This is a genomic window from Anabaena sp. PCC 7938, assembly GCF_049315035.1.
Classification (GTDB): domain Bacteria; phylum Cyanobacteriota; class Cyanobacteriia; order Cyanobacteriales; family Nostocaceae; genus Anabaena; species Anabaena cylindrica.
Genome location: NZ_CP186034.1, coordinates 6,129,077 through 6,152,405 on the forward strand (window position 1 = coordinate 6,129,077; position 23,329 = coordinate 6,152,405).

Below are 23,329 nucleotides of genomic sequence, written 5' to 3' on the forward strand. Positions count from 1 at the left end.
GCTTGAGATGAGTTAATATGGAGATTAAACGAGAGTTAGTCTAAACGTCACAGTTATCAATTGTCAAAATTAATAAATATGTTGTTAAGTGAACATCTTAATTCTAGTAATTTAAAATCATTTTCTATCAACGGCTTATTCGGATACAAAGATGTAAAAATTCCTTTTGATAAAGAAGCCGTTATTCTTATTGCAGAAAATGGCTCTGGTAAAACTACCATTTTGAATGCACTTTACTATGCAATTTCTTGTAAATTTAGTAGATTAATAAGTATAGATTTTGAATCAATAGTTCTTGAATTCGTATCTGAAGTAAGTGTTGAAATTAAAAAAAGTGATTTAATTAAATTTAGAAGTAACAAAGCTTCAATCAAAAAAGAAGATGAAGATAAGCATAGAATATTGTTACATTGGATAAATGAAAATGATTCGAGCAGTGCTGTATTTGATGAAGACGAAGATCAAGAAATGACAAGCACTATTAACAATAATATAAATGCGTCAGTATTGTATTTTCCAACTTACAGAAGGATTGAAGAAGAGCTAAAAAATTTAGGTCATAAAGAATTACATTTTCGTAAAAGGGGTAAAACTGATGATCAATTAATTCAGTTTGGAATGGACGATGTAATTGCAAAATTTGATGAGATTCAAAAAAATATAAAAGATGCAACTTTAGAATTATTACCAAAAGTGAATGGTGAAATGTTAACTCAGTTTGTTGAAGTTACGACACCAACTCAAGAAATGAGGAATAGTATTCAACCTGAAACCTTAAATATAGTATTAAGCAGAATAGGAAATAATATCCCTGAAAATGATAAAAACAAAATAGAAGAACTTGTGAATTCAGGAAAAATAAAATCTCCTCAATATGATCAACTCGTTTATTATCTATCTAAACTGCTTGGCTTATATGAACCACAAAAAGAAAAAGATAATTCTATCAAAAAGTTTGCTGAAGTTTGTAATAAATATTTACATAAAAAGCGTATTGTCTATGATGAAACAAGTGTAAAAATTTCTATAGTGCAAGAAAGAAATAATCAACCGATAGATATTAGAAATTTATCTTCTGGCGAAAAACAGATTATCTCCTTGTTTTCTAAAATTTATCTTGACTCAGATGATGAATACATAATTTTGTTTGATGAACCAGAGCTTTCTCTTTCTCTAGAATGGCAAAGATTCTTACTTCCTGATATTTTGAAATCTGGTAAGTGTAAACTACTTTTAGCTGTGACTCATTCACCATTCATTTTTGATAATGAATTAGATACAAATGCAATAGACTTAGATGATTTTATCACCGAAAAATAGATGTCAGTAGCTACACTTAGAGAATTTCGTAATAGACCAGCAGTTGCATTTACCGAATTTTCCCGACAATATAAACAAGATGAATCTGCTCTATACTGCTTCTTTGAAGGTGAAGATGATAAGAAGTATTATGGAATTAGAATCAGAAATATAGCTAGACCAATAAAATATTCTTACTTTAGTTGTGACGGAAAAAAAGGAGTTTTAGACATTCATAGAATTATTACTAATCGCAAAAGTTACTCTCAAGTTAGAGCAGCATACTTTATAGACAGAGATTTTGATGTATCAATAAAAAATACAGAAATCACAGGAATATATGAAACTCCTTGTTACTCAATTGAAAATTTATATACAGCTATTAATAGTTTTTGTGAAATTCTCAGAACTGAATTTAAACTTGCTGAATTAGATATTGATTTTAATAACTGTAAAAACCTTTATATAAACCTCCAGAAAGAATTTCATGATGCAGTTGAACTGTTAAATATTTGGATAGCTTGTCAAAGAGAAAAAAGAGCAGATTTAAAGTTATCTGGCTTTGATATCTCAAAGTTAGTACAGATAGATTTAGATAATATCACCAGCAACTACACAATTAATGAGCTACATACTCAATTTCCCAAAGCAATTACTGTTACTCAAGAAGAAATAGACTTAAAGCAAAGTGATCTATGTTTACAAGAGCGTCAAAAAAGTTTTCGAGGTAAATTTGAGATTGTTTTTTTGTGTAAATTTATTCAAAAACTAATTGAAGAAGCAAATAAAGGAAATCCCAAGTATTTTACTAAAAAAATAAAAGTTACTTTAAATTTGAGAGAAACAACACTAATTTCTGATTTGTCCCAATATGCGGACACACCAGATTGTCTAGTAGATTATTTAGAATCTTTTAGAACTTCTGTGAATTGAAATTATCATCATACTTTGCGCGAAACATTCATCTGTAGTATTTTATTATTTGTAATTAACAAAACACTCTTAGGAAAATTACCCATGCTATATCACTTAGATTTTCATGTCGAATACCCCGACAACATGACACAGCAAGAACTATTTACAATTTGGAATGAAGAAGCTGATGCAGCATTGCAAGCAAAACAAGCAGGAATTGTTGTAGATTTGTGGAAATGTGTAGGAACTCGTCGAGTAATTGCAATTGTAGATGTTCCCACACCTGACACTCTTGATCAAATTCTCTTGGATTTACCTATAATGAAAAAAATTGGTCAAAATGTGCAAGTAGAAGTAACTCCTTTGAGAAGATATGAAGACTTTGCAGTAGATATCAAAGCTAGGTTAGAGAAAAAAGAAAAGTAGACAAAAATATATACTGCAAACGGGTGAAATCTGAACTTATGTCATACTGTATCCCTGACGGGAGCGTTAGCCATACGTAACGTAGTGCAGGGAAGTATCTCGGAGATTCTTCACTTCGTTCAGAATGACATTTTTAAACCGTTTTTAGTATAATAACCTGACTTGAAAATTCGTTGATTGCAGATCAGTTAGCTAACTTATAGTGTTTTTTTGACAGACTTTAATTGTCTCCAGAGAAGTTGAATTTGTTTGTAAGCTTCCTCTGGAGCAATTTTACCGCCAGTTTGTAAACTACAAATATAATTTACTCGTTGAGAAAATTCTTGCAGATGTAAATTAAATTTTAAATACTCCGTTTTTAATTCTCCATTATATGGACTACGAGGATAAAGAAAATCAGATAATTCAGATAAAAAATCAGAGCTTGTATTCATAAGTTTAAGTACTTATTCAAGATGAATATTGATGGTTAAGAAAATCTGATCAGAGGCAATAACTGTATTTAGTTATAGCCTTTCCCACTCTAGTTAGATACAAAATTACCCCTCCCCAACCCTCCCCTTGCTAAGGGGAGGGTGCGCGACAGCGCGGGTGGGGTGTATTTCATGAGCTTGGGAATTGCTATATTACATCTGTTAATTTCAATCATATTGTAAATCACCTTTTCCTATTTTCCATGTTCTACCCTTTTGACAAGCATTGCAAGCAGCAGTTTTTGGCTCAAAATCAACACAGCCAATGGCGTGTTCACAACAAGCTTTCTGAGGATGTACAGTACATTTAAGACGATAATCATTAGTAAAATATTCACAATTATGACAAGGAATTTGATGTAATTTGTATAAATAGTTGACTCCTTTCTTTACCGTTAACCAAACACTGCAAAGCAGTAAAATCGTCATTATCCAAGCACATAAGGCGCAAAAAATCATAGCCATATATTTATTACTCCCAAAAAAATTGTAAGAAATAGCCCACAGTCAACTGCTATTAACCACAGGCTGAAATTGTGACTAGCTGATGTTGAGCAAACTTGACGTTATGAGGAAATACTACGGGAACGCCAAGCGTGCCAAACATAACCTAAGAAAGCTACTATTCCCAAAAAAAATTGAGTATTTGCCATACCTAAACGTTCTGAACCGTAAAATTCTGGTGGAAAAACTGTACTGTTGTAACCTACAAAAGTGGCAGAAATCCAAGACATTAAAGCCAAACCAAGCAAACTATAAGAGAGTATTTCTTCCCCATTTTCTATGGGTAAAATTTTCCTGACCCAACTAAAAGGTGTGACGACAATATGCCAAATACCACCAATAATCAAAATGCAACCAATCCAAATATGACCACCAATGACATCCTCTAAATTGTCTACACTGGCAAGTCCTAAAATATTCCAGCTACCATTTTTCATCCCGACTAAGTAGCTAAAAATTATTTCTGGATTCAGAGTAGGGTGAGAAATAAGGCGCACATCTTGTAAATGGGTATCATAAATTCCACCCAAAAACATGGCTTTTAGCACTAACAAAAATGCACCTAAACCTAAAATAATCAAGTGGTGTCCCAAAATTAAACCTAATTGTTTGGGATCATTCCATTCATAGTGAAATCTCGCTACTCTCCCACCAACAGTATATAAAATTGCTGGACTACGAAACACATGAAATAATCCACCAGCACCCAAGACAGCAGAGGCAATTAAGTGTAAAGTGCCAATGACAAAATAGGGATAAGTATCTACAATTTGACCACCAGTACCCACACCCCAACCTAAAGTTGCTAAATGAGGTAATAAAATCAACCCCTGTTTATACATTGGGACGTTAGGAACATAGCGAAGCACTTCGGAAATAGTAGTAGTTCCTACCCAAAATATAATCAAACCAGCATGGGCAATATGAGCGCCTAATAATTGCCCTGATAAATCTGTTAAACGGGCATTACCAATCAACCAAGGTAATTTTGTATTGGCTGCAAAGGTTCTATCAGTAGAAGTTGTCACAGTCATACAATTTGGGATTTTAGATTGTGTATTGTGGATTTTAGATTGATTAAGCCAAATACAGCAAATTGCAGATCAATGAGGTACAGAATCTAGATTGAAACCTATACACCAAGCCATTTTTAATTCTGACTTCTGACTCCTGACTCCTGCTGTAAAAAGGCTATCTTTGAGGAAAGTGCCAAGTCCTTAATTAACTCGGCACTAATGATAATTTATGACTCGCTGCTAATGGCATTTAATGATTTTTCAATCTGTTTGAAATCAACACCAATTGCTCTGAGTGCGTGCCACAAATGACCTTGCAAAAAGAAGAATGCTAAGAAAAAATGGGCATTGGCTAACCATGCTCTGGCACTATATCCACCATTTGCTAACTTGATGGTATCGGCAAAATAGGGACTCACACCCAGTTTTAGTTCCAATATAGAACCATAAAATTCTACTGGGTAAGCAAGAGTATTGACTGAACAAAAATAAGCGGCAACAAATCCAGCTAAAGCAATACCACCTAATGAATAGGAAAGAATAGCTTCACCAGAAAAAATCAACAGCTTTTTTGCCCAAGGTAATGGCTCTATCAGAATGTGCCAAATACCTCCACCAATGAGGGTTAGACCTACATAAATATGACCACCAATTAAATCTTCTAAATTGTTAACAGTGGCGAAATGAGTTTGATAGCCATAGATAATAAAGGGATTGAGAGTGGGATTTGTGACAACTCTGACATCATGAATTGTTGAGTCATATATTCCTCCCCAAAACATCGCTTTTCCCACCAATAATAAGGCTGCTATGCCTAAAAATAGGAGGTGATGACCCAAAATCAATCCTAGTTGTTTGTGATCATTCCATTCAAAGTGAAATTTCCGAGCAAAACCAGTGCTTTCTTTTAAATTTCGTGGTGCTTTAAAGGTATGAAAGAGCGCACCTGCTCCCAAAACGGCAGAGGAGATTAAATGCAAAGCTCCAATGACGAAGTAGGGATAAGTATCTACAACTTGACCACCTGCACCCACACCAAAACCTAAAGTAGCTAAATGGGGCAGTAAAATTAATCCCTGTTCACCCATAGGGATATTCGGGTTATAGCGAGAGATTTCAAACCATGTAAATGCCCCAGCCCAAAGGGTTGTTAGTGCTGCTTGTGCTACGTGAGCGCCAATAAATAAGCCAGAGAGGTTGGCGAAGCGGGCATTACCAACCCACCAATCAAATTTGACCTTGGGATTATCGTATGTCTGCATTGCTTACTAATTTATGACTTGTTGCTAGAAATACTCAAGTAATAAGCTGTTTAACCTCAACGGATAAAAGTTGATAACATGACTAAAGTCATTTAAATCCTTGAAGTTAATTGCTGATTCGGTGATTACAAATATAGTTTATTGATAAAAATTCCTATTTAGTTGAGTCTGTAATAAAGCTTAACAATTATCAATTAAGTTTAATTCAGCAACGCAAAATGAGCGATAATAGGTGATTTTATCGCTGTCAAAGGTTAAAATAAATTATTAATAGGGGTGATAATATGCCCCTATTAAATACTTGCTAATTTGTTAAATTTTGAGAAATTAGTTGAGATATTAGCATTGGTTGTAGATGATAAAGTCGCCAAAAACTCAATATTTGCTCCCCAACATCTTGAGGATAAAAGTAATGAAAAAAATGATATCCTTGGGGGCATTCCCAGAGATGGTCTTCAGGTTTAAAAAATTTTAACCAATCCTTTAATGCAGGTGGAGCAGCAATGGGATCATTTTTGCTACCACATACCATCATCGGCATAGAAACTCCACCTTTAGGCAAATCAACCAACTTGAAGAGAGAGTGTAATAATGGAGTTTGATCCAAATCTTGGTCTAAAGCTGCCATTAACTTTTTAGTAGTGTGAGCAGGTTGTTTGCCAAAGAGATTGCGGACGTTATTCGCTAGGACTTGTTCACGACTAACTGTAAAGAGTTCTCTTTGAACATAATAGTGAGTGTGCCAGGTATGGGCAGGTTGAGAAGCCACAGCTAATAAAGTGAGCGATCGCACCTTTTCAGGATAGCGACGAGCAAAATTTAAAGCGATCGCACCACCAGCACCATGGCCAGCTAAATGTATAGAATTAGCACAAGGGGTCAAAAACTCATAGACTAAATCCACCGCTTCATCTATAGAACTACCTTCATCCTTTCCTTGATGGTACTCCCACTGGGCAACCTTCATATACTTACACAAATATTTGAGTAACGGTTGATCAAACCTTCCTAAAACAGGGCTAGAACTTAACCACAAAACATCAAAAATATCAGACATAGATATTCTCACAAAATAGAATAGAGGATGCTAAGAAAGGTGTAGTTAATCAAATTATCCACACCTTGATAACTGACAAATGACTACTAAATAATGGCAAAAACAGAATTTTTACAAACCAAATTCTGTCTTTAACTGAGCCACCCAAGCCTTAATACGTTGATCAGTTAAATCAGATTGATTATCGTCATCAAGTGCCAAACCGACAAACTTACCATTTTTGAATGCCTTAGATTCATTAAAATCATAACCATCCTTTGGCCAATAACCCACAGTTTTACCACCACGCTCGGAAATTTTTTCTTCTAAAATGCCCATAGCATCTTGAAAATTATCCCCATAACCAAGCTGATCCCCAGTACCAAAATAGGCAACTAATTTACCGGAAAAATTGATAGTATCCAACTCCGGGAAAAAGCCTTCCCAATCACTTTGGAGTTCACCAATATTCCATGTAGGACAGCCGATAATCAGACACTGATACTCCTCTAAATCAGTAGCATCAGCTTGGGAAATATCCTGGAGCATCACCACACCATCACCAAACTCATCCCGAATCATTTCCGCAGCAGATTCAGTTTTACCAGTTTGAGTACCGTAGAACAAACCAACTTTCTTTGACATTTTCAAACCCCTTTAATAAAAATCAACTTAGGAAAATAAACTGCTATTAGTTAACAGCAAGAAAGCAAACAAAGCTCCCCCAGAACCACCAACCATCCAACCAATATTAAACTGACCCCAAGACTTAGTTGTGGTTAAATTATCCGGTAGTTCTCCTTGAGGAGATTTACGTTTTTGGAAAGTTGCCTTACCATACAGCCACAAACAAATTGATAAAATCAACAGCAACCCAATAGTAGCTACTAACCCAGCTTGATTTGCTAACTCCGTATTCCGCAACGGACCCAATTTTACAAAAGGGCCAAGCAGAAAATAACCATGAGCCATGCCAATTTCTAAACCGCGATAAAAAGGAGGCAACCCCGGACGGTAAATAGGAAGATTGCCTAAAAACTTCAGTGTTAAATCAGAAGCATTGACAGGAGTTTGTAAATTGCCTAATTCTGGAGAATCCAAATAATTGACAACCCCTTCCTGAAAATCTAACCCAGCCGCAATTACACGCACTCTTAAAGCGTGCCAAATATGACCCAATAAAAAGACAACAGCTAAGGCAAAATGGCTAGTTGCTAACCAAGTACGAACCGAAATTACTTCTGATGTACTGCTAAATCCCAAAGGTCCATAGAACTCAGTCGGATAAACGGTATCATTAACAGTCACAAAATATGCTGCTAATAAACCCATGTATGCCAAAGCAGCAAGACTGTAAGATAAATAAGCCTCACCAGACCAAAACAATATCTTTTTTGCCCAGGTAAAAGGAGTAGTGAAAATGTGCCAAATTCCGCCACCAATACAGAGGAGTCCTACCCAGACATGACCACCAATAACATCTTCTAAATTATTGACAGCAGCCATACCTTGACCACCAAACAAATAACCAAATATCCGCACAGGATTGAGATTGGGTGAGGTAATTATTCTCACAGATGCCACACTAGGGTCATAAATTCCTCCCCAAATTGTGGCTTTTAGCACTAGTAAAAATGCTCCTAAACCCAACAAAACCAGATGAATACCAATAATGGTGGTCATTTTGTCTTCATCTTCCCAGTTGTAGCCAAAGGAACCAGGAAAATTTTTGTTTTCTGCTAATACCTTGGGTCCTAAAAGAGCGTGATAAATCCCCCCAGCACCAAGTACAGCCGAACTGACCAAATGCAGTACACCAATAACAAAATAGGGATAGATATCAATAATTTTGCCACCATCACCAATCCCAAATCCTAAGGTTGCCAAATGAGGTAGTAAAATTAACCCTTGTTCATATATTGGTCGGGAAGGGTCGTATTTACTGATTTCAAATAGGGTCATTGCCCCAGCCCAAAGTACAATTAACCCAGCATGGGCAACATGAGCGCCTAAAATTCGACCAGATTGGTTAATAAACCGAGCATTACCTGCCCACCATCCATATTCAGGTGGGTTAATAGTTGCAGTAGTCATAGTTACATTACCTCACCACGAGTTGGACGTAAAACTTCACCGGTGCGAAAATCGAGAACCCGCAGCCCGTAAGGCGTGCCAAAGATGTCCTTGGAGAAAGAAAAAGCCTAGCCAAAAATGACTATTAGCCAACCACACACGAGAAGATAATAAATCTCCATTGTGGAAATAGGGGAAACGGTCAAAGCCAATGCTCAAAGATGTACCGTAAAATTCTACAGGGTAAGCTAGTGTGTTCACGGAGACGAAATAGGCAGCTATAAAACTCATTAAGCTTAAAGCTCCTAAGCTGTAGGACAGGTATGCTTCTCCTGACCAAACAAACAGCCGTTTTACAAAGGCAGAAGGCTCAGTGGTAATGTGCCAGATACCCCCCGCTATGCAGATAATACTGACCCAGATATGACCACCAACCAAGTCTTCTAGGTTGTTCACTCCGGCAATCCAGTATTTATGACTGCCTATTAGGTAGCTGAAGATAACCGTAAAGTTCCAGGTGGGGTGATTAATGACTCGTACTTCTCCAAGGTTGGAGTCGTACAAACCTCCGAAGAAGATAGCTTTGGCAACGAGTAAACCCGCCCCTAAACCCAGTAAAACTAGATGAATACCGAGAATATTTGTCATTTGATTGGCATCTTGCCAACGATAGCCAAAGAAGGAAAATTTTTCTTCTAGGATAGCTGGACCCCATAAAGCATGGAATATTCCTCCCAGTCCTAGAAAAGCAGAGCTAATTAGGTGCAATGCTCCAATGACGAAGTAGGGATAGGTATCTACAATTTGACCACCATTACCTACACCCCAACCCAAGGTTGCTAGGTGGGGTAAGAGAATTAAGCCTTGCTCATACATTGGTTGTGAGGGCTGGAAATGAGCAAGTTCAAATAAGGTTGTTGCACCAGTCCAGAACACGATTAATCCTGCATGGGCAACATGAGCGCCTAAAAGTCGTCCTGAAAGGTTTGTTAAACGGGCGTTCCCTGACCACCAAGGTATGGACTCCGGGTTTTGCACAGCCATGCTTGTCATGGTGTAATTTCCTGTGAGTGAATTGTTATAAATAGTTGCGAGGCTTATTTTACTTATTGAGAGTTATATTCAATAAGTTCTGAGGATATACTACCAGGATTATTGAGATAATTTATCATCTAATAATGATGAATTTTTGTAAAGCATAGGCTAGAAATAGCTGAAAGCCTTTATTAACAAGGATTATATTTATATTGCTAGAGAATAAATTTATTTTGCTATCTAGATTACTGAAATTAAATTTGCTATTTATTAGTGATAAGCTTGGTGGGATGAAACCCAAGATTATCATCCTCACTACTTAATTGGATAAAATAAATATTACAATATAGGCGAAATAACAAGTGCTACTTGTATAGCAAGACACAAGTGTTGCCATACAAATTGTTCATATCTCAATGCGGAGTGGCTTGTCATAGGGAGAGAGGTTTTGATATTAATAAAAAGATTTTTAAAACAACCTCTTCGTAAAAAGTCAGATTAAGCACAGTTAAATTAGTATTTAATGCTCGGAAAAATCCAGATATCTATCATCTCACCAACAGCTAAACCTAAGCCAGCAATGACTGTTAGTATCCAAAATGAATCTGTTTTGTTAAACCCAGAAAAACGCATTTCTAAATCAGCCAACAGCGTAGTTGCCAGAGGTATAAGAAATATACTAAACAAGATTGACCAAATTGCGATTAAAGCGATGGATGCGCTTAGAAATAAGACTACAATTAATGTTTGAGAGCCAAAGACTAATAGACTTTCTAACCAAGAGTTACTTTTTCTGACTATAGCTATTGCAAGTACTGCGACAAAAGCTCCCACTAACCAAGCAATTTGGTGAGCAGCAAGATACCAACCCAAGAAATTGTAAGCTAACCAAAGTAATACCAGCGCCTTGACAGGAATTTTGTGGAAAAATACTGTATTCATATTTCCCAGACCTCTGATAGTCTTGCAATTAACACATTTAATTGATAAAAATTAATGTTATAGCAATTCCCCATTTCATGAAATACACCCCACCCGCGCTGTCGCGCATCCTCCCCTTACCAAGGGGAGGCTTGGGGAGGGGTAATTTTGTATCTAACTAGAGTGGGAAAGGCTATATTTATCCACTTCTTAATAAACAAGTTTTGAAATTATTCATCTATCTTTAGAGCAATTTTAACACTCTGGATCTCTGAAGTTCATTAATCCGGCATTTATTGATTAAATTTATTCCTTTAGATATACATTCAAATCATGGCAAGCAAAACTATCGACAGAGATGGCTGAACTTTTGTTTTGTTAAACCTATAATTGAAATCTAGCAAATAGTTTAATTTTCACAAATTACTGAGAAAAACATATTATAGAGAAGGTAAGTAATATGTATGTTGAACCAATATTACAACAAAAAGTTGCGGATAGAAGAATCTTACATCAGTTAACACGCAGTGAAAGTAAACAGGAATACACACAACAGCAACCTCTAAATATATCCGATTTAGCAATAGCTTTAACTCCCCTGAGTTTTGTTTTTGTTTGGGCTATTTTTTTGTTTATTTTACAGAAAATTCGCTCTAATTTAGATAACAAAATAGCTTTTAGTGTTAATACTGTACATCAAGTCCCTTGTAAAAATTGTAAGTTTTTCGCCAATAACCATTATCTTAAATGTGCTGTAAAGCCTGATATCGTTCTTACGGAAGAGGCAATAAATTGTTCTGAATACTGCCCTAAAAAAGGTAAGTTTCCTACCAATAAATTCTTTGGCTAATTTAGTTAGTATTTACGTGCTATACAAATTAGACATGATATAAATCAACAAGAATTGGCGATTGTAGAATTTTGAGACAGCATATTAGCAAGGTGAGTCAGATGTAGAAAATCTGTTAATTGTGCCAAATAATTATCGAGTCTGACTCACCCTACAAGAGACTGAAACCATACTTTTTATTTGCTGTGTTCTGTTAATGCGTAAGTCCGATTGGTTATTATTTTCCTGTCCAAATTATACCAAGTTTACAAATAATATTGTTTATGGGTTTAGACTTCCTTCTGGTTCCCGGACTGTAAAAGGTTTTGTAGCATAGGTGCAAGTTCTTTGTTTAACCGTCCAGATCGTACAAATTCTGCATAAGTATCTGCCTCTATCGCCAGTAATTCTCCCCGAAATTGTTCAGTAGAGAATTCCTTGAGATGAGGATATTCATTTTGTAACTGATCTATTTGCCTTTGTAAATCATGAATTTCGCCTTTGATTAGTGCTTCTTGATAACGGTAAAATTCATGGTCAATTCCCAGACGTTGATCTGCTTGGAGGTGTTGCAAAACTCGCTCTAAGGCTACATTCCGAGCGGATAACTCTAAATATTGCTCACGTAAGCCAGCATCACCCAATAAATTCAACTTTTCTAATAAAGGTTTGATGGTTAATCCCTGTACTAGTAAAGTAAACAAAACTACGCCAAATACAGTAGCGATAATTTTATCTCGTTCTGGCAGGATTGTCGGTACACTCAAAGCCAGGGCAATGGAAACAGAACCACGTAAACCACCCCACCAAAGGATTGTTTGCTCAGGTAAGGAAATTTCTGATTTAGTAATATTAGTGCTAACAAAGCTCAGAATATAAATCGCTAATGCTCGCATGACAATCATGGCTATGACGGTGACAAAAATGATGCCTAAGTTTTCTCCCAAACTAGCAAAGCGAATTTGATCACCAATCAATAAAAAGACAATTGAGTTGACAAAGAAAGCCAAAAATTCCCAAAATTCGGAAACAATAATCCGAGTCCGGGGATTCATGCCGATACGAGAACCAAAGTTACCTAAAATTAAACCTGTGGTAACAACTCCAATTACCCCAGAACCACCTAAATCTTCAATAATTAAGTAAGTTCCATAAGCGGAAACTAATGTTAACGACTGTTCCACCATTGGTAAATCGAAGCGTTGGGTAAGGTAGGAGATACCAAAGCCAATTAAACTACCAACTGCGACACCAATACCGACGACTGTAAGCAACTCGATTAAAATCGGTTGCAATCCCAATTGGACTTTTCCTAGTGGCAGGGCTACCAAAAAACCAAAAGCGACTACAGCCATGCCATCATTAAATAGGCTTTCCCCTTCCATAAGGGTGACAAGACGCTTACCTACACCTAGTTCTCGAAATAATGCAGTTACAGATACTGGATCAGTAGCTGATAAACTAGCACCGATTAGCAAAGCTGTGGTGAGGGAAAGTCCGGCGAGTTGATTGAGGCCGATAGCTACACCAAGAATAGAAATTACTACTCCGAAGACTGCATATAAACAAATTGGGAAAAAATCTTCCTTTAGTTCCTTCCAGTGCAAATTCCAAGCGGCTTCAAATAAAAGTGGTGGTAAGAAAATGAACAAAATCAAGCCGGGGGAAAGGGTGACAAGACGGACATCAGCGATCGCTAAACCCAACCCAACAATTACCAATAGTAATGTATAAGGTATTTGGCGAAACCAACTAAATATCTGCGGTAAAGTCGCCACACTTAATGAAACTGAAAGTACCAAAAGAAATTGCTTGAGATTGGTTGCAATAATCTGCTCACCGATTTCTGATTCAATCATCATAAAAAAATATGGTAAAGTTCTGCACTGACTCCTGCCTACTCCTGAACTCCATCTTGATATTTTGCTATCAACTCTTTCACTTGAGTCATCACAAGTGGGTGCGGATCTGTTTGCAAGTGGGGGAGAATTTCTTGAAGAACACGTCGGGAAACTACGCTCAAGTATGAAATTACCGCTTCTCTGACAAAGCCTGTAGGATGGCGCAAATTTGCCAAAATTACCGTAGTTGTGAGTCGGATATAAGCCGCTTGGGAAAAATGAAAACAGCAAGCTAAACACCAGTCAGAGAGCAAATGAGCATTGGTTAACAGCTTACAAAGACGTTCAGAGACTGAAATATTTTCATATTGCCAAAATCCCGCATCAACAAGATACTTCAGCTTTTCTGCTTCTGGTCGTCGATCTAAAATGTTCAACAACAATGACTTACAAGGCAAATTGATAGTGTGATCTAAGATTTCTAAACCCCGTGCTAAATTGACCAATGACTGAGATTGGAGGTTGAAAGCTGCGGCTTGCATCTTTTCTGCGGGGTAAAGCAGCTTTAATAACAGCAATAATCTATCTTTGACATCTAATTCTAATTCTAAAAGTGCGCGTTGCAACAACTTACCGATAGTCAATAGCCGTTCATTTCCTTGATAATTTTCTAGAGAGTCTAGTGTTTGGAAGTCTAGATAAGCGGCATAGATATCCCCAAGCAATCGTATTTCTTGCTCAACTAAAGCTTCGACGCGACTTTCATAGAACTGATCTATGGCACTGATTTTTCCTGGTTGTTGGTGAATTTTCAGTAAGCTGCGGAGGATATAATCCCTATTAGTACCCCAGGATGTTTCCAAATGTAACCATAAAGTTTCTATTGCTTCGAGGGTGCCGATTTGAGCAATGGTACGCCAAGCGTACATTCGCACTACTTCCGGTTTGTAAATATTGGTAGCTAGTTTCAACAACATCGGGATAGCTTCATTTTCCATGCTCACTAAGCACTGCATGGCAGTAGTCCGAGTTGATTTGTAGTAAAGTGCTGCTAAGAGTGTGGGATAGTACTCTTCTAAACGAGTAGCAGTAATCATTTCTAATACTGCACAGCGTACCCGTAATGAATCATCCTGCAATAAATTGGGAATATGAATTCGCAGAGCCTGTAAATAGATGGCTTCTCTGAGCGCTCGAACTCCATTCACCCGCTCTCTTTCTTCTTTATGGGTCAACATCAGGCGCATAGTTTTGGTAGCTGCCAGCTTTTGCATAGGGTTTCCTTGACGCAATAGCAAAGCTGCGGCTGTGGCGCGGATAAGTGGGTGGTGTTTTGGTTGCAGGTAATCTTCTAATAGGGTTAAATCGGGATTGACTCCAGCTAGCCAAACGTAACGCATTGCTAGAGCGAACACTTCAGGATCAACTGTTGCTTGGGGTTGGTCTAACAAGAAACGGACATCAGGGACATAAAGAGGATTTGCACCTGCAAGAAGCATGATTTCTAGACTTTGGGCTTGTAAATCTGGGGGTAACTTAATTAGTAAGGGTGCTAGAACTTCTCCTGATCCTGGCAGATCAATTTGGGTTAAAAGTTCCAAACAAGAAGTTTTATCGGCTGTACTACCTGTTTCGACTAAAGCTTTGACTATTCCTTGTTTGAAAGCTCGCAAGCCCACGGTTGAGGCACTTAGTCCGCCTCGTTCTGCGCTTAAGACTAATACGTCAACATAGCGCGATCGCAATTCCCAGACTACTTTTAAACAGGTGGCAGCGACAATCACTGTTTCGCCGATTAATACCCACTTTTGTAGTGGTTCAGGGATATATTTTTGCGAGATAAAGATGGTTCCAAAAATTACTAATCCTGTGGCACCAGATGCGATCGCTTCAGCTGTGCCACTTGATAAGGCCTGCATTCGGCTCCGAATCCGCTCAGGAATCGGTTGGTAAAGTGCTGGTCCGCTACTAATTACAAAGGTATAACGCAGCAGTTCATCACAGAATTTGAGACTAATTAAACCCCAGAAAAATCCAGGCTGTTCAATAGCCGGAAATAAATTCAGCAGAGAGATGATCCCTGGTAATAAAAAGCCAACGGTAATTGGTAAGAGTGCAGCTGTGAAAAACACACCCACTTTTTCAATCAATCGGCTAGAAATAAACCATTGGGTGACTAATTCACATAGTCCCACAATGCCACCAAACACACCCAAGAAGCCAGCAAGTTCTTGTTGACTTAAACTAGAATTGAGTTCGCGCAGATACTGAAAATCTATTAACAAGCCAATGACTTGCAACAGTGCAAAAAAGGCAAATAACTGCCAAACATAGCGTTTCAGAGGAGTTTCTAGGCGGCGGTGTCGAGAGGCTTGTTCTTCGGTGATATGCCGTTGTGGGGTATAGGGGAAAGAGGTGGGATATTTATAAGTTAAATAAAATAAAATTCCTGAGCCTAAGAGAATGACAATACAAGCGATGAGAATCACTGTATTGAGATCGGCGAATTTGAGTAACCAAGGTAAACTAAAGCCACTAATCACATCGGCCACTAGTATGCCACTACTAACTAATGGGTAAGTCCGCTTAATTTCCCGAATGTTGAATAGTTGATTAGCAACAATAGAGGTGTTGAGGTCATTGACTACGTAACAGGCATCTACCCATAACCTGAGCAAAAAGATAATAATTACTGCCAAGTAAGGAATATGTATGCCCCAATACAGGATGACTAGTAAGAATAAAGGCACGACCATGCCCGGTGCGATCGCCACAATCACCGCCCGCAATGGGAAAACCTTTTGTAACCAAGAATATAAAACCACCAGGCCAGCCCCTGTGACTGCACTAGCGATATAAATCCATGGGAGTTTTCCCGCACCATATTTATCTAAAAACATTGCCACAGTGCTATCTTCAGCCCATCGCAATCCTACAGATACAATGGTGTAGAAGGCAAACATCATCCAAGTGCGTTCAACTTCCTCAGGTCGGAGATTTACCCACTTCAGCAATCTTGCCAGAGCGCCTTTATTGGTAGTCAACCAATGATTTTTAACTTCCATGCAGTTTTAATTTCTGGGGTAATCACAGCGCAAGAGCCAAGTAATCAGGATAACAGTTACTGAATAGCAAAAGTCCTGAACATCTGAGTATTATCTTTCCCACTCAGCTGCCAGGACTATCGTTTCTATATAAATTTACAGGGCGGGAATTGGGGACTGGGGGATTGGGGACTGGTTCAACTTACCCTATCTTCCCCCATCTTGGTATCTATTAGAACCCCCATTCCCTCTATCCAATCTTGAGCTTATTTCTTGGGTGAGATCAGCATCATCATATTTCGCCCTTCTTTTTTTGGCGCTTGCTGTACTTCACCCAAGGCATCCAGGTCAGTTGCCATACGCTTAAGTAAAGTCTCCGCTAAGTCACTGTGTTGAATTTCTCGACCCCGGAACATCACAGTGGCTTTGACTTTATCACCATCTTTGAGAAAGCGTTCTGCTTGCTTGACGCGCACCAGATAGTCGTGTTCTTCTATCTTGTAGCGCATCTTCACTTCCTTCACGTCAGCCGTGTGCTGCTTCTTCCGGGCTTCTCGCGCCTTTTTTTCCTGCTCAAATTTATATTTCCCATAGTCCATGATTCGACATACAGGCGGATCAGCTTTGTCACTGAGTAGCACCAAATCTAGCTCTTTGTCTTCTGCTAGTTGCAGCGCTTCCTGCGGTGGCATAATACCCAGTTGGGCTCCATCGGTGTCAATGACCCGAATTTTCGGGAAGCGAATCCGTTCGTTAATTTGGGGCAGATCGCGAGTTCTTTTTTTCTCAATCACAGGCATTATGATTTTTGGGAGCTCTTTAGTTAAGGATTTGGATTGGTCTTGATTTACTTAGTTTTATTTAGTATGCCCAAATAGGTAAGGTTCGGGAATGACTCAAAACTGAAAAAATGAGTCTCTATATTTATGGTAGCTAATCCATACAATAGTTGCATATTCTGTTGTATTTGTTATTCTACTCACTTTGATATAAATTCCCTACAATAGTTAATCTAAATTACACAATTTTGGCTAATATTAACTATTATTACAATCATTCGTCAATGTCTTGACATTTGAAGCGATTAACACATATTTGTCACAGGTAAATTAAATATACAAGTAGTTCTAACTAATGTAACACATAAAAATAACTTGGAGGTATATGTGACGACTACAGCATCTTGGCAGCAACGAGTTGGTAATCAAAGGGATTGGGTTTGGCGAGGTTGGCAAATCCGCTATACTTACATACGCGCTCAATCTAGTTTCGGTCAGGCAGTTAAAGAGAAAGAAGGCTTATCTGCAACAAACCATATTCTTAGTCAAAACCATCAAATCACACCTCTAATTTTGTTACACGGCTTTGGAGCTTCCATTGGTCATTGGCGACATAATTTAGAAGTTTTGGGAGCATATCATACCGTTTACGCTTTAGATATGCTGGGTTTTGGCGCTTCAGAAAAAGCCCCTGTTAATTACAGCGTCGAACTTTGGGTAGAACAGGTTTATGATTTTTGGAAATCATTTATCCGCCAACCAGTAATATTAATAGGCAATTCGATCGGTTCGCTAATTGCCTTATTTGCAGCGGCAGCCCATCCTGATATGGTAAAGGGTGTAGTGATGATGAGTTTGCCAGATCCAACTTTGGAATTAGAACTCCTTCCCGTTTTTTTACACCCAGTTGTGAGAGGAATTAAAAGTATTATTGCTTCTCCTCTATTCCTCAAACCTCTTTTTAACTTGATACGGCGGCCAAGTGTGCTGCGGCGCTGGGCTGGTCTTGCTTATGCTAATCCAGAAGCTATTACGGACGAACTTATAGATATTTTGGCGGGGCCTCCTCAAGACAGGGGTTCTACCCGTGCTTTTATCGCCCTCTTCAAAGCTTCAATTGGTGTGAATTTCAGTACTAGTGTCAAGAAAATATTACCAAACTTGACAATTCCGATGTTATTGATTTGGGGAAAAAAAGATCTATTTGTTCCCCCGGTACTGGCTGGTGAATTTGCTCGCTATAACGAGAAATTAGAACTGTTACATCTAGAAAATGTAGGTCACTGTCCACAAGATGAATCTCCAGAACAAGTGAACCAATTAATTTTGGATTGGATTGGGCGAAGCTGGATTGAGTGCTGAGTTTGGAGTGTTGGCAAAAACCTCAGCTTTCACCCGTCTTGTTTAGCTTTTTGAACTAGCCGACTTCTACTTGAGTAGTATCTACAGATGTAGCGCCATTTACAGAATTAGCCACAGCCGTCATCTTATTCAGGATATTTTGATCGGGAACTTTGCCTTTTAGTACCACATTACTTCCTGTCTGAGCCACCCAAAGGGTATCAACGTCATCAAGTTGGGGATCTTGATCAAAAGCCAATGCTACCCTTTTGGCTAAACCGCTTTGGTCGTATTCTCCGCTTAATCCTAAACGTTCTGGAGGGATGGTTTGAGTTGCAGTAGCCGCAGCTTGTGGTACTGGTTGCGGAGTGGGATTTACTTGTGCATTTTCCGGCTTTTCCATGCCAAAAAGTCTTTTTAACCAACTCATAAACACTTTTCTCCTATTTTGTTGAGGGTTTTATATTAGCAGAGTATAGAAGTTTAAGAAAAAAATTGCATCTACCGTTGATAAGATATGTACTCAAGACAATTTTGAGTTAAGAGTATGATTTCTGCCTAACTTTTATCTCAGGATGCAAAAAATACGTTACAATCGGAGATTAGACCGAAAATTCAGTGTGGTAGTAAGTCTAGCGCAGCCATGAGTTCAGGTCTGCGTTAATCTTATGCTCCCCTAGCCTGTGTTGGCGAAATGAAACATACTCTTTCCGTTCTTGTAGAAGATGAAGCGGGTGTTCTCTCCCGTATTTCCAGTTTATTTGCTCGTCGTGGCTTTAATATTGAAAGCCTTGCTGTTGGCCCTGCTGAACAGGGAGGTGTTTCCCGAATTACAATGGTTGTACCTGGAGACGATCGCGTAATTGAGCAACTCACCAAACAATTATACAAGTTAGTTAATGTCCTCAAAGTACAGGATATTACCGAAACTCCTTGTGTAGAAAGAGAATTGATGCTTTTGAAAGTGAATGCCACTAGCAGCATTCGCGCCGAAGTAATTGAAATATCTCAGATTTTCCGAGCTAGGGTTGTGGATGTGGCAGAAGATTCTCTGACTTTGGAAGTTGTGGGAGATCCTGGTAAGATGGTAGCGATCGTCCAAGTGTTGCAAAAATTTGGTCTGAGAGAAATAGCCCGTACTGGTAAAATTTCTCTACCTCGTGAATCGGGTGTCAATACTGAATTGCTTAAATCTTTGGAAGCAAAGGTTTAGCTGTCAATGCGACAATAAGCCTCACGCAAAGGCGTAAAGGTTTTTATGTCTTTGCGTCTTGTTGCAGAAATTATTTGAGAAATTATTTTAAATAAATTAGCAAATTTAATCCCGGAATTGTGCGGGAGAGAGTCCACAAAACTAAGGTAATGTAAAGTAAACCTAAACTCCATTGATACCAAGCTAGTGAGGCAATAATTCCCGGAAGGTGTTCATCTCTGAGGCGAATGTCGTTAAATCCTAATCGCACTAGATTATTCAGACTAAAGTCATAGTAGTTAAGCCAATTCCAACGCCGATTCCATAATAAAGGCATATATCTTTCTCGAAATGTCGGATTTCTTGGTATGACTGGTAATCGTCCAATTAATAATCTTAACTGTCGTAAAGTTCCATCTTCTGTAAAATAGGAAAAATTCATTAAATCGTGATAACGCCCCTGTTGATAAAGTCGCCATATTAAAGTTAATGGAACAGGAACAATAATCATCAAAAGACATCCTAATGTCAGCCAAGGTTGTTGGGTATTACGAAAGACTGCTAATAAGCTTAAGGACATTAAACAGCTAAAACTAGTCAGTATGGAAATAGTTTCGTAATATGAAGGAATAATGGGTACAGGACGCAGCCGACGGTAACGGTCTATTAACCAAAATAGTAAACCAAAATATGCGATCGCAACTCCTCCCACACCAAATACCAGCCAAAAGTTTGTCCCATAGCCACTCAGCAATAACAGTACACTCAATAACAACCAGTTAAAAGCTTGAATTAACCACATACTCAGGGAGAGTGGTTCACTGGCAACCAAGCGATCTCTTAGTTTATCATAGCTTTCCAAATCAATATCTGCTAAAGTTAATAATTCACTACTATTGCGAAACGGTTTTATCTGCCGTTGTTCTCTAATTGCTTGTGCTTGAGTGGGGGAAAAACCCAAGTTAATTAAACTAGACACAGAAGCATTATTAATATTTGTAGCTACTAAAACATGAGTTAATTCTATTAATTTTAGTCGTTGTTTTAAATATTCTAACTGATTGGCATCAGCAACTTGTTGCTGTTGACGGAAATTTTGCCCCAAATTTCGCAAAATATTTTGATTACCTTGCAACGTCGGAACAGCAAATTTATTACCAATTTCACCAGGATTTCCTAAAATTTTTGCTTGATTAGAATTGAAATTTAAGCCAGGTATATTTAAAAATGCTCCTTTACCAAACCTCGCATCACTAAAATCAGCTTGATTAAGAATGCTGGCACCATTAAAATTAACAGATTTGTTAAATTGGGCTTCTCTAAAAATAATATTTTTTTCAAAATTCGCCTCTGTAAAAATTACAACCTGATTAAAATCGGCTTGATTAAATTGTGCTGAATTTACGAAACTAACACCAGAAAAATCAGCATCTTCTTGCCATAAACTATTATTAAATTTCACTAATTGTTTAAACTTTGCTTGGTTAAAATTAGCATTTTTAACAAAAAACTCACCTTGAAAATCTACAGATTCCTGAAATTTAGCTTTCCTGAAATTAGCTTTATCAAAAAAAATACTACCTTGAAAACTACTAGGTTGAATAAAAGCAGCAGCATCAAAACTCACAGGACGGCTAAATCTAGTTTCATTCCAGTTGGTGGCTTTGAAAAAAGTTGCACCTCCAGCATTTATAGACTGAAGAAAAAATGTATGAGGAAATTGTACTTCACCATTGAAGCGAGTTTCTACCAAAGTCAAAGCACCACGAAAAACGGTAATTTCGCTGGAAGTAGCTGATAGAGTGCCTAAAAGCGACTTACAGTCCTTAGAATTAGGGAAAGCTATTGATAACGATTGCAAACATACCAAACGGAGACGTTCTAATTGTTCTTGTTCTATTGCTGTAAAAATTGGTGCTATGGCTTGTGCGTAGAGAGGTGTTCTTAAACCTAAATCGCTACCGATAAAATCCCCTTGTACTAAAGAATAACTTAAATCTAAACCCAGCGGTTTTGTACCAGTCTTTTGTAGTTCTTTTCGCACCAATTTATAAAAATTATCCCGGAAGATAGCATTTTCTGGTCGTAAATCAATTACCATTTCCCGTAAATCTACTGTTAAATTACCTTCGTGGAGTGTTGGTGTCTTCAGTCGTTCTTGTAATAGTTCTAGAGTTAAAGGGGTGCGTTCTGGTTGTGCTGCGAAGGTTGGGAAAGGGAAAAGGAGTAAAACGCAGAGTAACGCTAAGGTAAGCGCAGAGTAACACAGAGAAAATTTCTGGATTCCTGCGTTTAATATTTGTGAGATGCTGCGTTTAAAAAACGAATTATGCAAGTTTTCTAGTTATCGCTAATTAGTAAGACAATTTTACCTGTTATAGCGCCATTTTCTAATAATTGATGAGCTTTTGCTGCTTCTTCTAAGGGAAATTGATGGGTAACTTCAATTTTTAACTTATTTTCATCTATCCAATTAGCACATTGTTGAAGAATTTCACCATGATGTTGCAGACTTTCGACATTGCCTAAGATCATTGGTGTTAACATTAATTCTAAGCTAATGCGAAGATTTCTATTTCTGGCCACTTTCCAAACTGTGTTGGAGTTAGGTTCGAGAATGGTGACGATATCACCATAAATTCGCACAGCGGGAAAAGTTTGATCAAAAATTTCACCACCAATAGTATCAAAAGCTAAGTCTACACCTTCACCGTTTGTCCAATCTAAGGTAGCTTGAACAAAGTCGGTTTGTTTGTAAAAAATTACTTTATCAGCACCAAATTGGGTAACTAAATTCGCCTTTTCTGGAGAACTAACGGTAGTGACGACATCTGCACCTTTGAGTTTAGCTAGTTGAATTGCTACATGACCAACACCACCTGCACCCCCATGAATTAAAACTTTGTCTCCTGGTTGTAGTCTTCCTCGTTCATATAAAGCTTCCCAAGCGGTGATTAATACTAGAGGTGCTGCTGCTGCTGCTGCGAAGGATGCAGATTTGGGTTTATTCGCTACAAATCGCTCATCAACGGTGGTATATTCTGCGTAATTACCCTGCTTTGCACCTAAACCACCATAGCAAAAATAGACTTCATCTCCAGGGACAAATTTCTGGACTTCTGTACCGACAGCTTCAACAATACCTGCACCATCGCATCCCAGTGTAGCAGGCATTTGTTCAGGATAAAATGTGCCTCGTTTTCGCAGTTTCGTATCTAAGGGATTAACACCTGCTGCTACTAAGCGGACTAAAAGTTCTCTATTTCCCGGTGTGGGTTTGGGTATATCTTGCAGTTGTAGAACTTCGGGGTTTCCTGCTGCTGTCATTAAGACTGCTTTCACA

Annotated in this window: 20 protein-coding genes and 1 pseudogene; 6 read left to right on the forward strand and 15 right to left on the reverse strand. The window is 38.0% G+C overall.

Features of this window, described 5'->3' with window-relative positions; all coding sequences use genetic code 11:
* Positions 1-78 precede the first annotated feature (78 nt).
* From ACOWPH_RS27325 to ACOWPH_RS27335, 3 genes are all read left to right on the forward strand, one after another.
* Positions 79-1,320, forward strand: a complete 1,242-nt coding sequence (locus ACOWPH_RS27325) for an AAA family ATPase (protein WP_015213257.1) — start codon at positions 79-81, stop codon at positions 1,318-1,320.
* The gene (locus ACOWPH_RS27330; RefSeq protein ID WP_015213258.1) at positions 1,321-2,232 is read left to right on the forward strand and encodes a DUF4435 domain-containing protein; all 912 of its coding nucleotides are present in this window, start codon (positions 1,321-1,323) and stop codon (positions 2,230-2,232) included.
* An 84-nt stretch (positions 2,233-2,316) separates the two neighbouring features.
* On the forward strand, positions 2,317-2,640 hold the full coding sequence (locus ACOWPH_RS27335) for a muconolactone Delta-isomerase (RefSeq protein ID WP_015213259.1): 324 nt from the start codon (positions 2,317-2,319) through the stop codon (positions 2,638-2,640).
* Between the two features lie 197 nt (positions 2,641-2,837).
* Here the strand turns inward: ACOWPH_RS27335 and ACOWPH_RS27340 are convergent, their stop codons facing one another.
* The 9 genes and pseudogenes from ACOWPH_RS27340 to ACOWPH_RS27380 form a co-directional block, all read right to left on the reverse strand.
* Positions 2,838-3,074: a DUF7219 family protein gene (locus ACOWPH_RS27340; protein WP_015213260.1), complete on the reverse strand. Its 237-nt coding sequence runs from the start codon at positions 3,072-3,074 to the stop codon at positions 2,838-2,840.
* Between the two features lie 207 nt (positions 3,075-3,281).
* Positions 3,282-3,578 carry a hypothetical protein gene (locus ACOWPH_RS27345; protein ID WP_015213261.1) on the reverse strand — a complete coding sequence of 99 codons (297 nt, stop codon included), beginning with the start codon at positions 3,576-3,578 and terminating at the stop codon, positions 3,282-3,284.
* A 101-nt stretch (positions 3,579-3,679) separates the two neighbouring features.
* A complete protein-coding gene (locus ACOWPH_RS27350) occupies positions 3,680-4,645 on the reverse strand; it encodes a chlorophyll a/b light-harvesting protein pcb (RefSeq protein ID WP_042465699.1) in 966 nt (321 codons plus the stop codon).
* Positions 4,646-4,860: 215 nt separating this feature from the next.
* Positions 4,861-5,895, reverse strand: a complete 1,035-nt coding sequence (locus tag ACOWPH_RS27355) for a chlorophyll a/b binding light-harvesting protein (protein ID WP_015213263.1) — start codon at positions 5,893-5,895, stop codon at positions 4,861-4,863.
* A gap of 304 nt (positions 5,896-6,199) precedes the next feature.
* Positions 6,200-6,952: an alpha/beta fold hydrolase gene (locus ACOWPH_RS27360; protein WP_015213264.1), complete on the reverse strand. Its 753-nt coding sequence runs from the start codon at positions 6,950-6,952 to the stop codon at positions 6,200-6,202.
* Between the two features lie 111 nt (positions 6,953-7,063).
* Complete coding sequence (fldA, locus tag ACOWPH_RS27365) at positions 7,064-7,576, reverse strand: flavodoxin FldA (RefSeq protein ID WP_015213265.1); 513 nt, start codon at positions 7,574-7,576, stop codon at positions 7,064-7,066.
* A gap of 27 nt (positions 7,577-7,603) precedes the next feature.
* Positions 7,604-9,025 (reverse strand): chlorophyll a/b binding light-harvesting protein, encoded by a 1,422-nt coding sequence (locus ACOWPH_RS27370; RefSeq protein ID WP_015213266.1) that lies wholly within the window; start codon positions 9,023-9,025, stop codon positions 7,604-7,606.
* Between the two features lie 2 nt (positions 9,026-9,027).
* Positions 9,028-10,048, reverse strand: a pseudogene (locus ACOWPH_RS27375) (chlorophyll a/b binding light-harvesting protein).
* 504 nt (positions 10,049-10,552) lie between these two features.
* Positions 10,553-10,981 (reverse strand): hypothetical protein, encoded by a 429-nt coding sequence (locus ACOWPH_RS27380; RefSeq protein WP_015213268.1) that lies wholly within the window; start codon positions 10,979-10,981, stop codon positions 10,553-10,555.
* Positions 10,982-11,420: 439 nt separating this feature from the next.
* On the opposite strand from ACOWPH_RS27380, the gene ACOWPH_RS27385 reads away from it, so the two are divergent.
* Positions 11,421-11,810: a hypothetical protein gene (locus ACOWPH_RS27385; protein ID WP_015213269.1), complete on the forward strand. Its 390-nt coding sequence runs from the start codon at positions 11,421-11,423 to the stop codon at positions 11,808-11,810.
* A gap of 269 nt (positions 11,811-12,079) precedes the next feature.
* Here the strand turns inward: ACOWPH_RS27385 and ACOWPH_RS27390 are convergent, their stop codons facing one another.
* The 3 genes from ACOWPH_RS27390 to infC form a co-directional block, all read right to left on the reverse strand.
* Positions 12,080-13,651 (reverse strand): cation:proton antiporter, encoded by a 1,572-nt coding sequence (locus ACOWPH_RS27390; RefSeq protein WP_015213270.1) that lies wholly within the window; start codon positions 13,649-13,651, stop codon positions 12,080-12,082.
* Positions 13,652-13,686: 35 nt separating this feature from the next.
* On the reverse strand, positions 13,687-16,695 hold the full coding sequence (locus ACOWPH_RS27395; protein WP_015213271.1) for a hypothetical protein: 3,009 nt from the start codon (positions 16,693-16,695) through the stop codon (positions 13,687-13,689).
* A gap of 245 nt (positions 16,696-16,940) precedes the next feature.
* On the reverse strand, positions 16,941-17,474 hold the full coding sequence (gene infC, locus ACOWPH_RS27400; protein ID WP_015213272.1) for a translation initiation factor IF-3: 534 nt from the start codon (positions 17,472-17,474) through the stop codon (positions 16,941-16,943).
* Positions 17,475-17,840: 366 nt separating this feature from the next.
* On the opposite strand from infC, the gene ACOWPH_RS27405 reads away from it, so the two are divergent.
* Positions 17,841-18,815, forward strand: coding sequence for an alpha/beta fold hydrolase (locus ACOWPH_RS27405; protein ID WP_015213273.1), 975 nt, complete (start codon positions 17,841-17,843; stop codon positions 18,813-18,815).
* 55 nt (positions 18,816-18,870) lie between these two features.
* Here ACOWPH_RS27405 and ACOWPH_RS27410 read toward each other — a convergent pair whose 3' ends face one another.
* A complete protein-coding gene (locus ACOWPH_RS27410; RefSeq protein WP_015213274.1) occupies positions 18,871-19,224 on the reverse strand; it encodes a hypothetical protein in 354 nt (117 codons plus the stop codon).
* A 264-nt stretch (positions 19,225-19,488) separates the two neighbouring features.
* On the opposite strand from ACOWPH_RS27410, the gene ilvN reads away from it, so the two are divergent.
* Positions 19,489-20,007 (forward strand): acetolactate synthase small subunit, encoded by a 519-nt coding sequence (ilvN, locus tag ACOWPH_RS27415; RefSeq protein ID WP_015213275.1) that lies wholly within the window; start codon positions 19,489-19,491, stop codon positions 20,005-20,007.
* An 82-nt stretch (positions 20,008-20,089) separates the two neighbouring features.
* Here ilvN and ACOWPH_RS27420 read toward each other — a convergent pair whose 3' ends face one another.
* Together ACOWPH_RS27420 and ACOWPH_RS27425 are read right to left on the reverse strand one after the other, a co-directional pair.
* On the reverse strand, positions 20,090-22,285 hold the full coding sequence (locus tag ACOWPH_RS27420) for a pentapeptide repeat-containing protein (protein WP_042465701.1): 2,196 nt from the start codon (positions 22,283-22,285) through the stop codon (positions 20,090-20,092).
* 41 nt (positions 22,286-22,326) lie between these two features.
* Positions 22,327-23,328, reverse strand: coding sequence for a zinc-dependent alcohol dehydrogenase family protein (locus ACOWPH_RS27425; RefSeq protein ID WP_015213277.1), 1,002 nt, complete (start codon positions 23,326-23,328; stop codon positions 22,327-22,329).
* Position 23,329: the final 1 nt, after the last annotated feature.

Bases quoted from the DNA above. Each gene is read 5' to 3' on its own strand.
- ACOWPH_RS27395 (WP_015213271.1), bottom strand. From the start codon at position 16,695: ATGGAAGTTAAAAATCATTGGTTGACTACCAATAAAGGCGCTCTGGCA.
- ACOWPH_RS27345 (WP_015213261.1), bottom strand. From the start codon at position 3,578: ATGGCTATGATTTTTTGCGCCTTATGTGCTTGGATAATGACGATTTTA.
- ACOWPH_RS27385 (WP_015213269.1), top strand. From the start codon at position 11,421: ATGTATGTTGAACCAATATTACAACAAAAAGTTGCGGATAGAAGAATC.
- ACOWPH_RS27335 (WP_015213259.1), top strand. From the start codon at position 2,317: ATGCTATATCACTTAGATTTTCATGTCGAATACCCCGACAACATGACA.
- ACOWPH_RS27330 (WP_015213258.1), top strand. From the start codon at position 1,321: ATGTCAGTAGCTACACTTAGAGAATTTCGTAATAGACCAGCAGTTGCA.
- fldA (WP_015213265.1), bottom strand. From the start codon at position 7,576: ATGTCAAAGAAAGTTGGTTTGTTCTACGGTACTCAAACTGGTAAAACT.
- ilvN (WP_015213275.1), top strand. From the start codon at position 19,489: ATGAAACATACTCTTTCCGTTCTTGTAGAAGATGAAGCGGGTGTTCTC.
- ACOWPH_RS27355 (WP_015213263.1), bottom strand. From the start codon at position 5,895: ATGCAGACATACGATAATCCCAAGGTCAAATTTGATTGGTGGGTTGGT.
- ACOWPH_RS27410 (WP_015213274.1), bottom strand. From the start codon at position 19,224: ATGAGTTGGTTAAAAAGACTTTTTGGCATGGAAAAGCCGGAAAATGCA.
- ACOWPH_RS27370 (WP_015213266.1), bottom strand. From the start codon at position 9,025: ATGACTACTGCAACTATTAACCCACCTGAATATGGATGGTGGGCAGGT.
- ACOWPH_RS27325 (WP_015213257.1), top strand. From the start codon at position 79: ATGTTGTTAAGTGAACATCTTAATTCTAGTAATTTAAAATCATTTTCT.
- ACOWPH_RS27340 (WP_015213260.1), bottom strand. From the start codon at position 3,074: ATGAATACAAGCTCTGATTTTTTATCTGAATTATCTGATTTTCTTTAT.
- ACOWPH_RS27380 (WP_015213268.1), bottom strand. From the start codon at position 10,981: ATGAATACAGTATTTTTCCACAAAATTCCTGTCAAGGCGCTGGTATTA.
- ACOWPH_RS27360 (WP_015213264.1), bottom strand. From the start codon at position 6,952: ATGTCTGATATTTTTGATGTTTTGTGGTTAAGTTCTAGCCCTGTTTTA.
- ACOWPH_RS27390 (WP_015213270.1), bottom strand. From the start codon at position 13,651: ATGATGATTGAATCAGAAATCGGTGAGCAGATTATTGCAACCAATCTC.
- infC (WP_015213272.1), bottom strand. From the start codon at position 17,474: ATGCCTGTGATTGAGAAAAAAAGAACTCGCGATCTGCCCCAAATTAAC.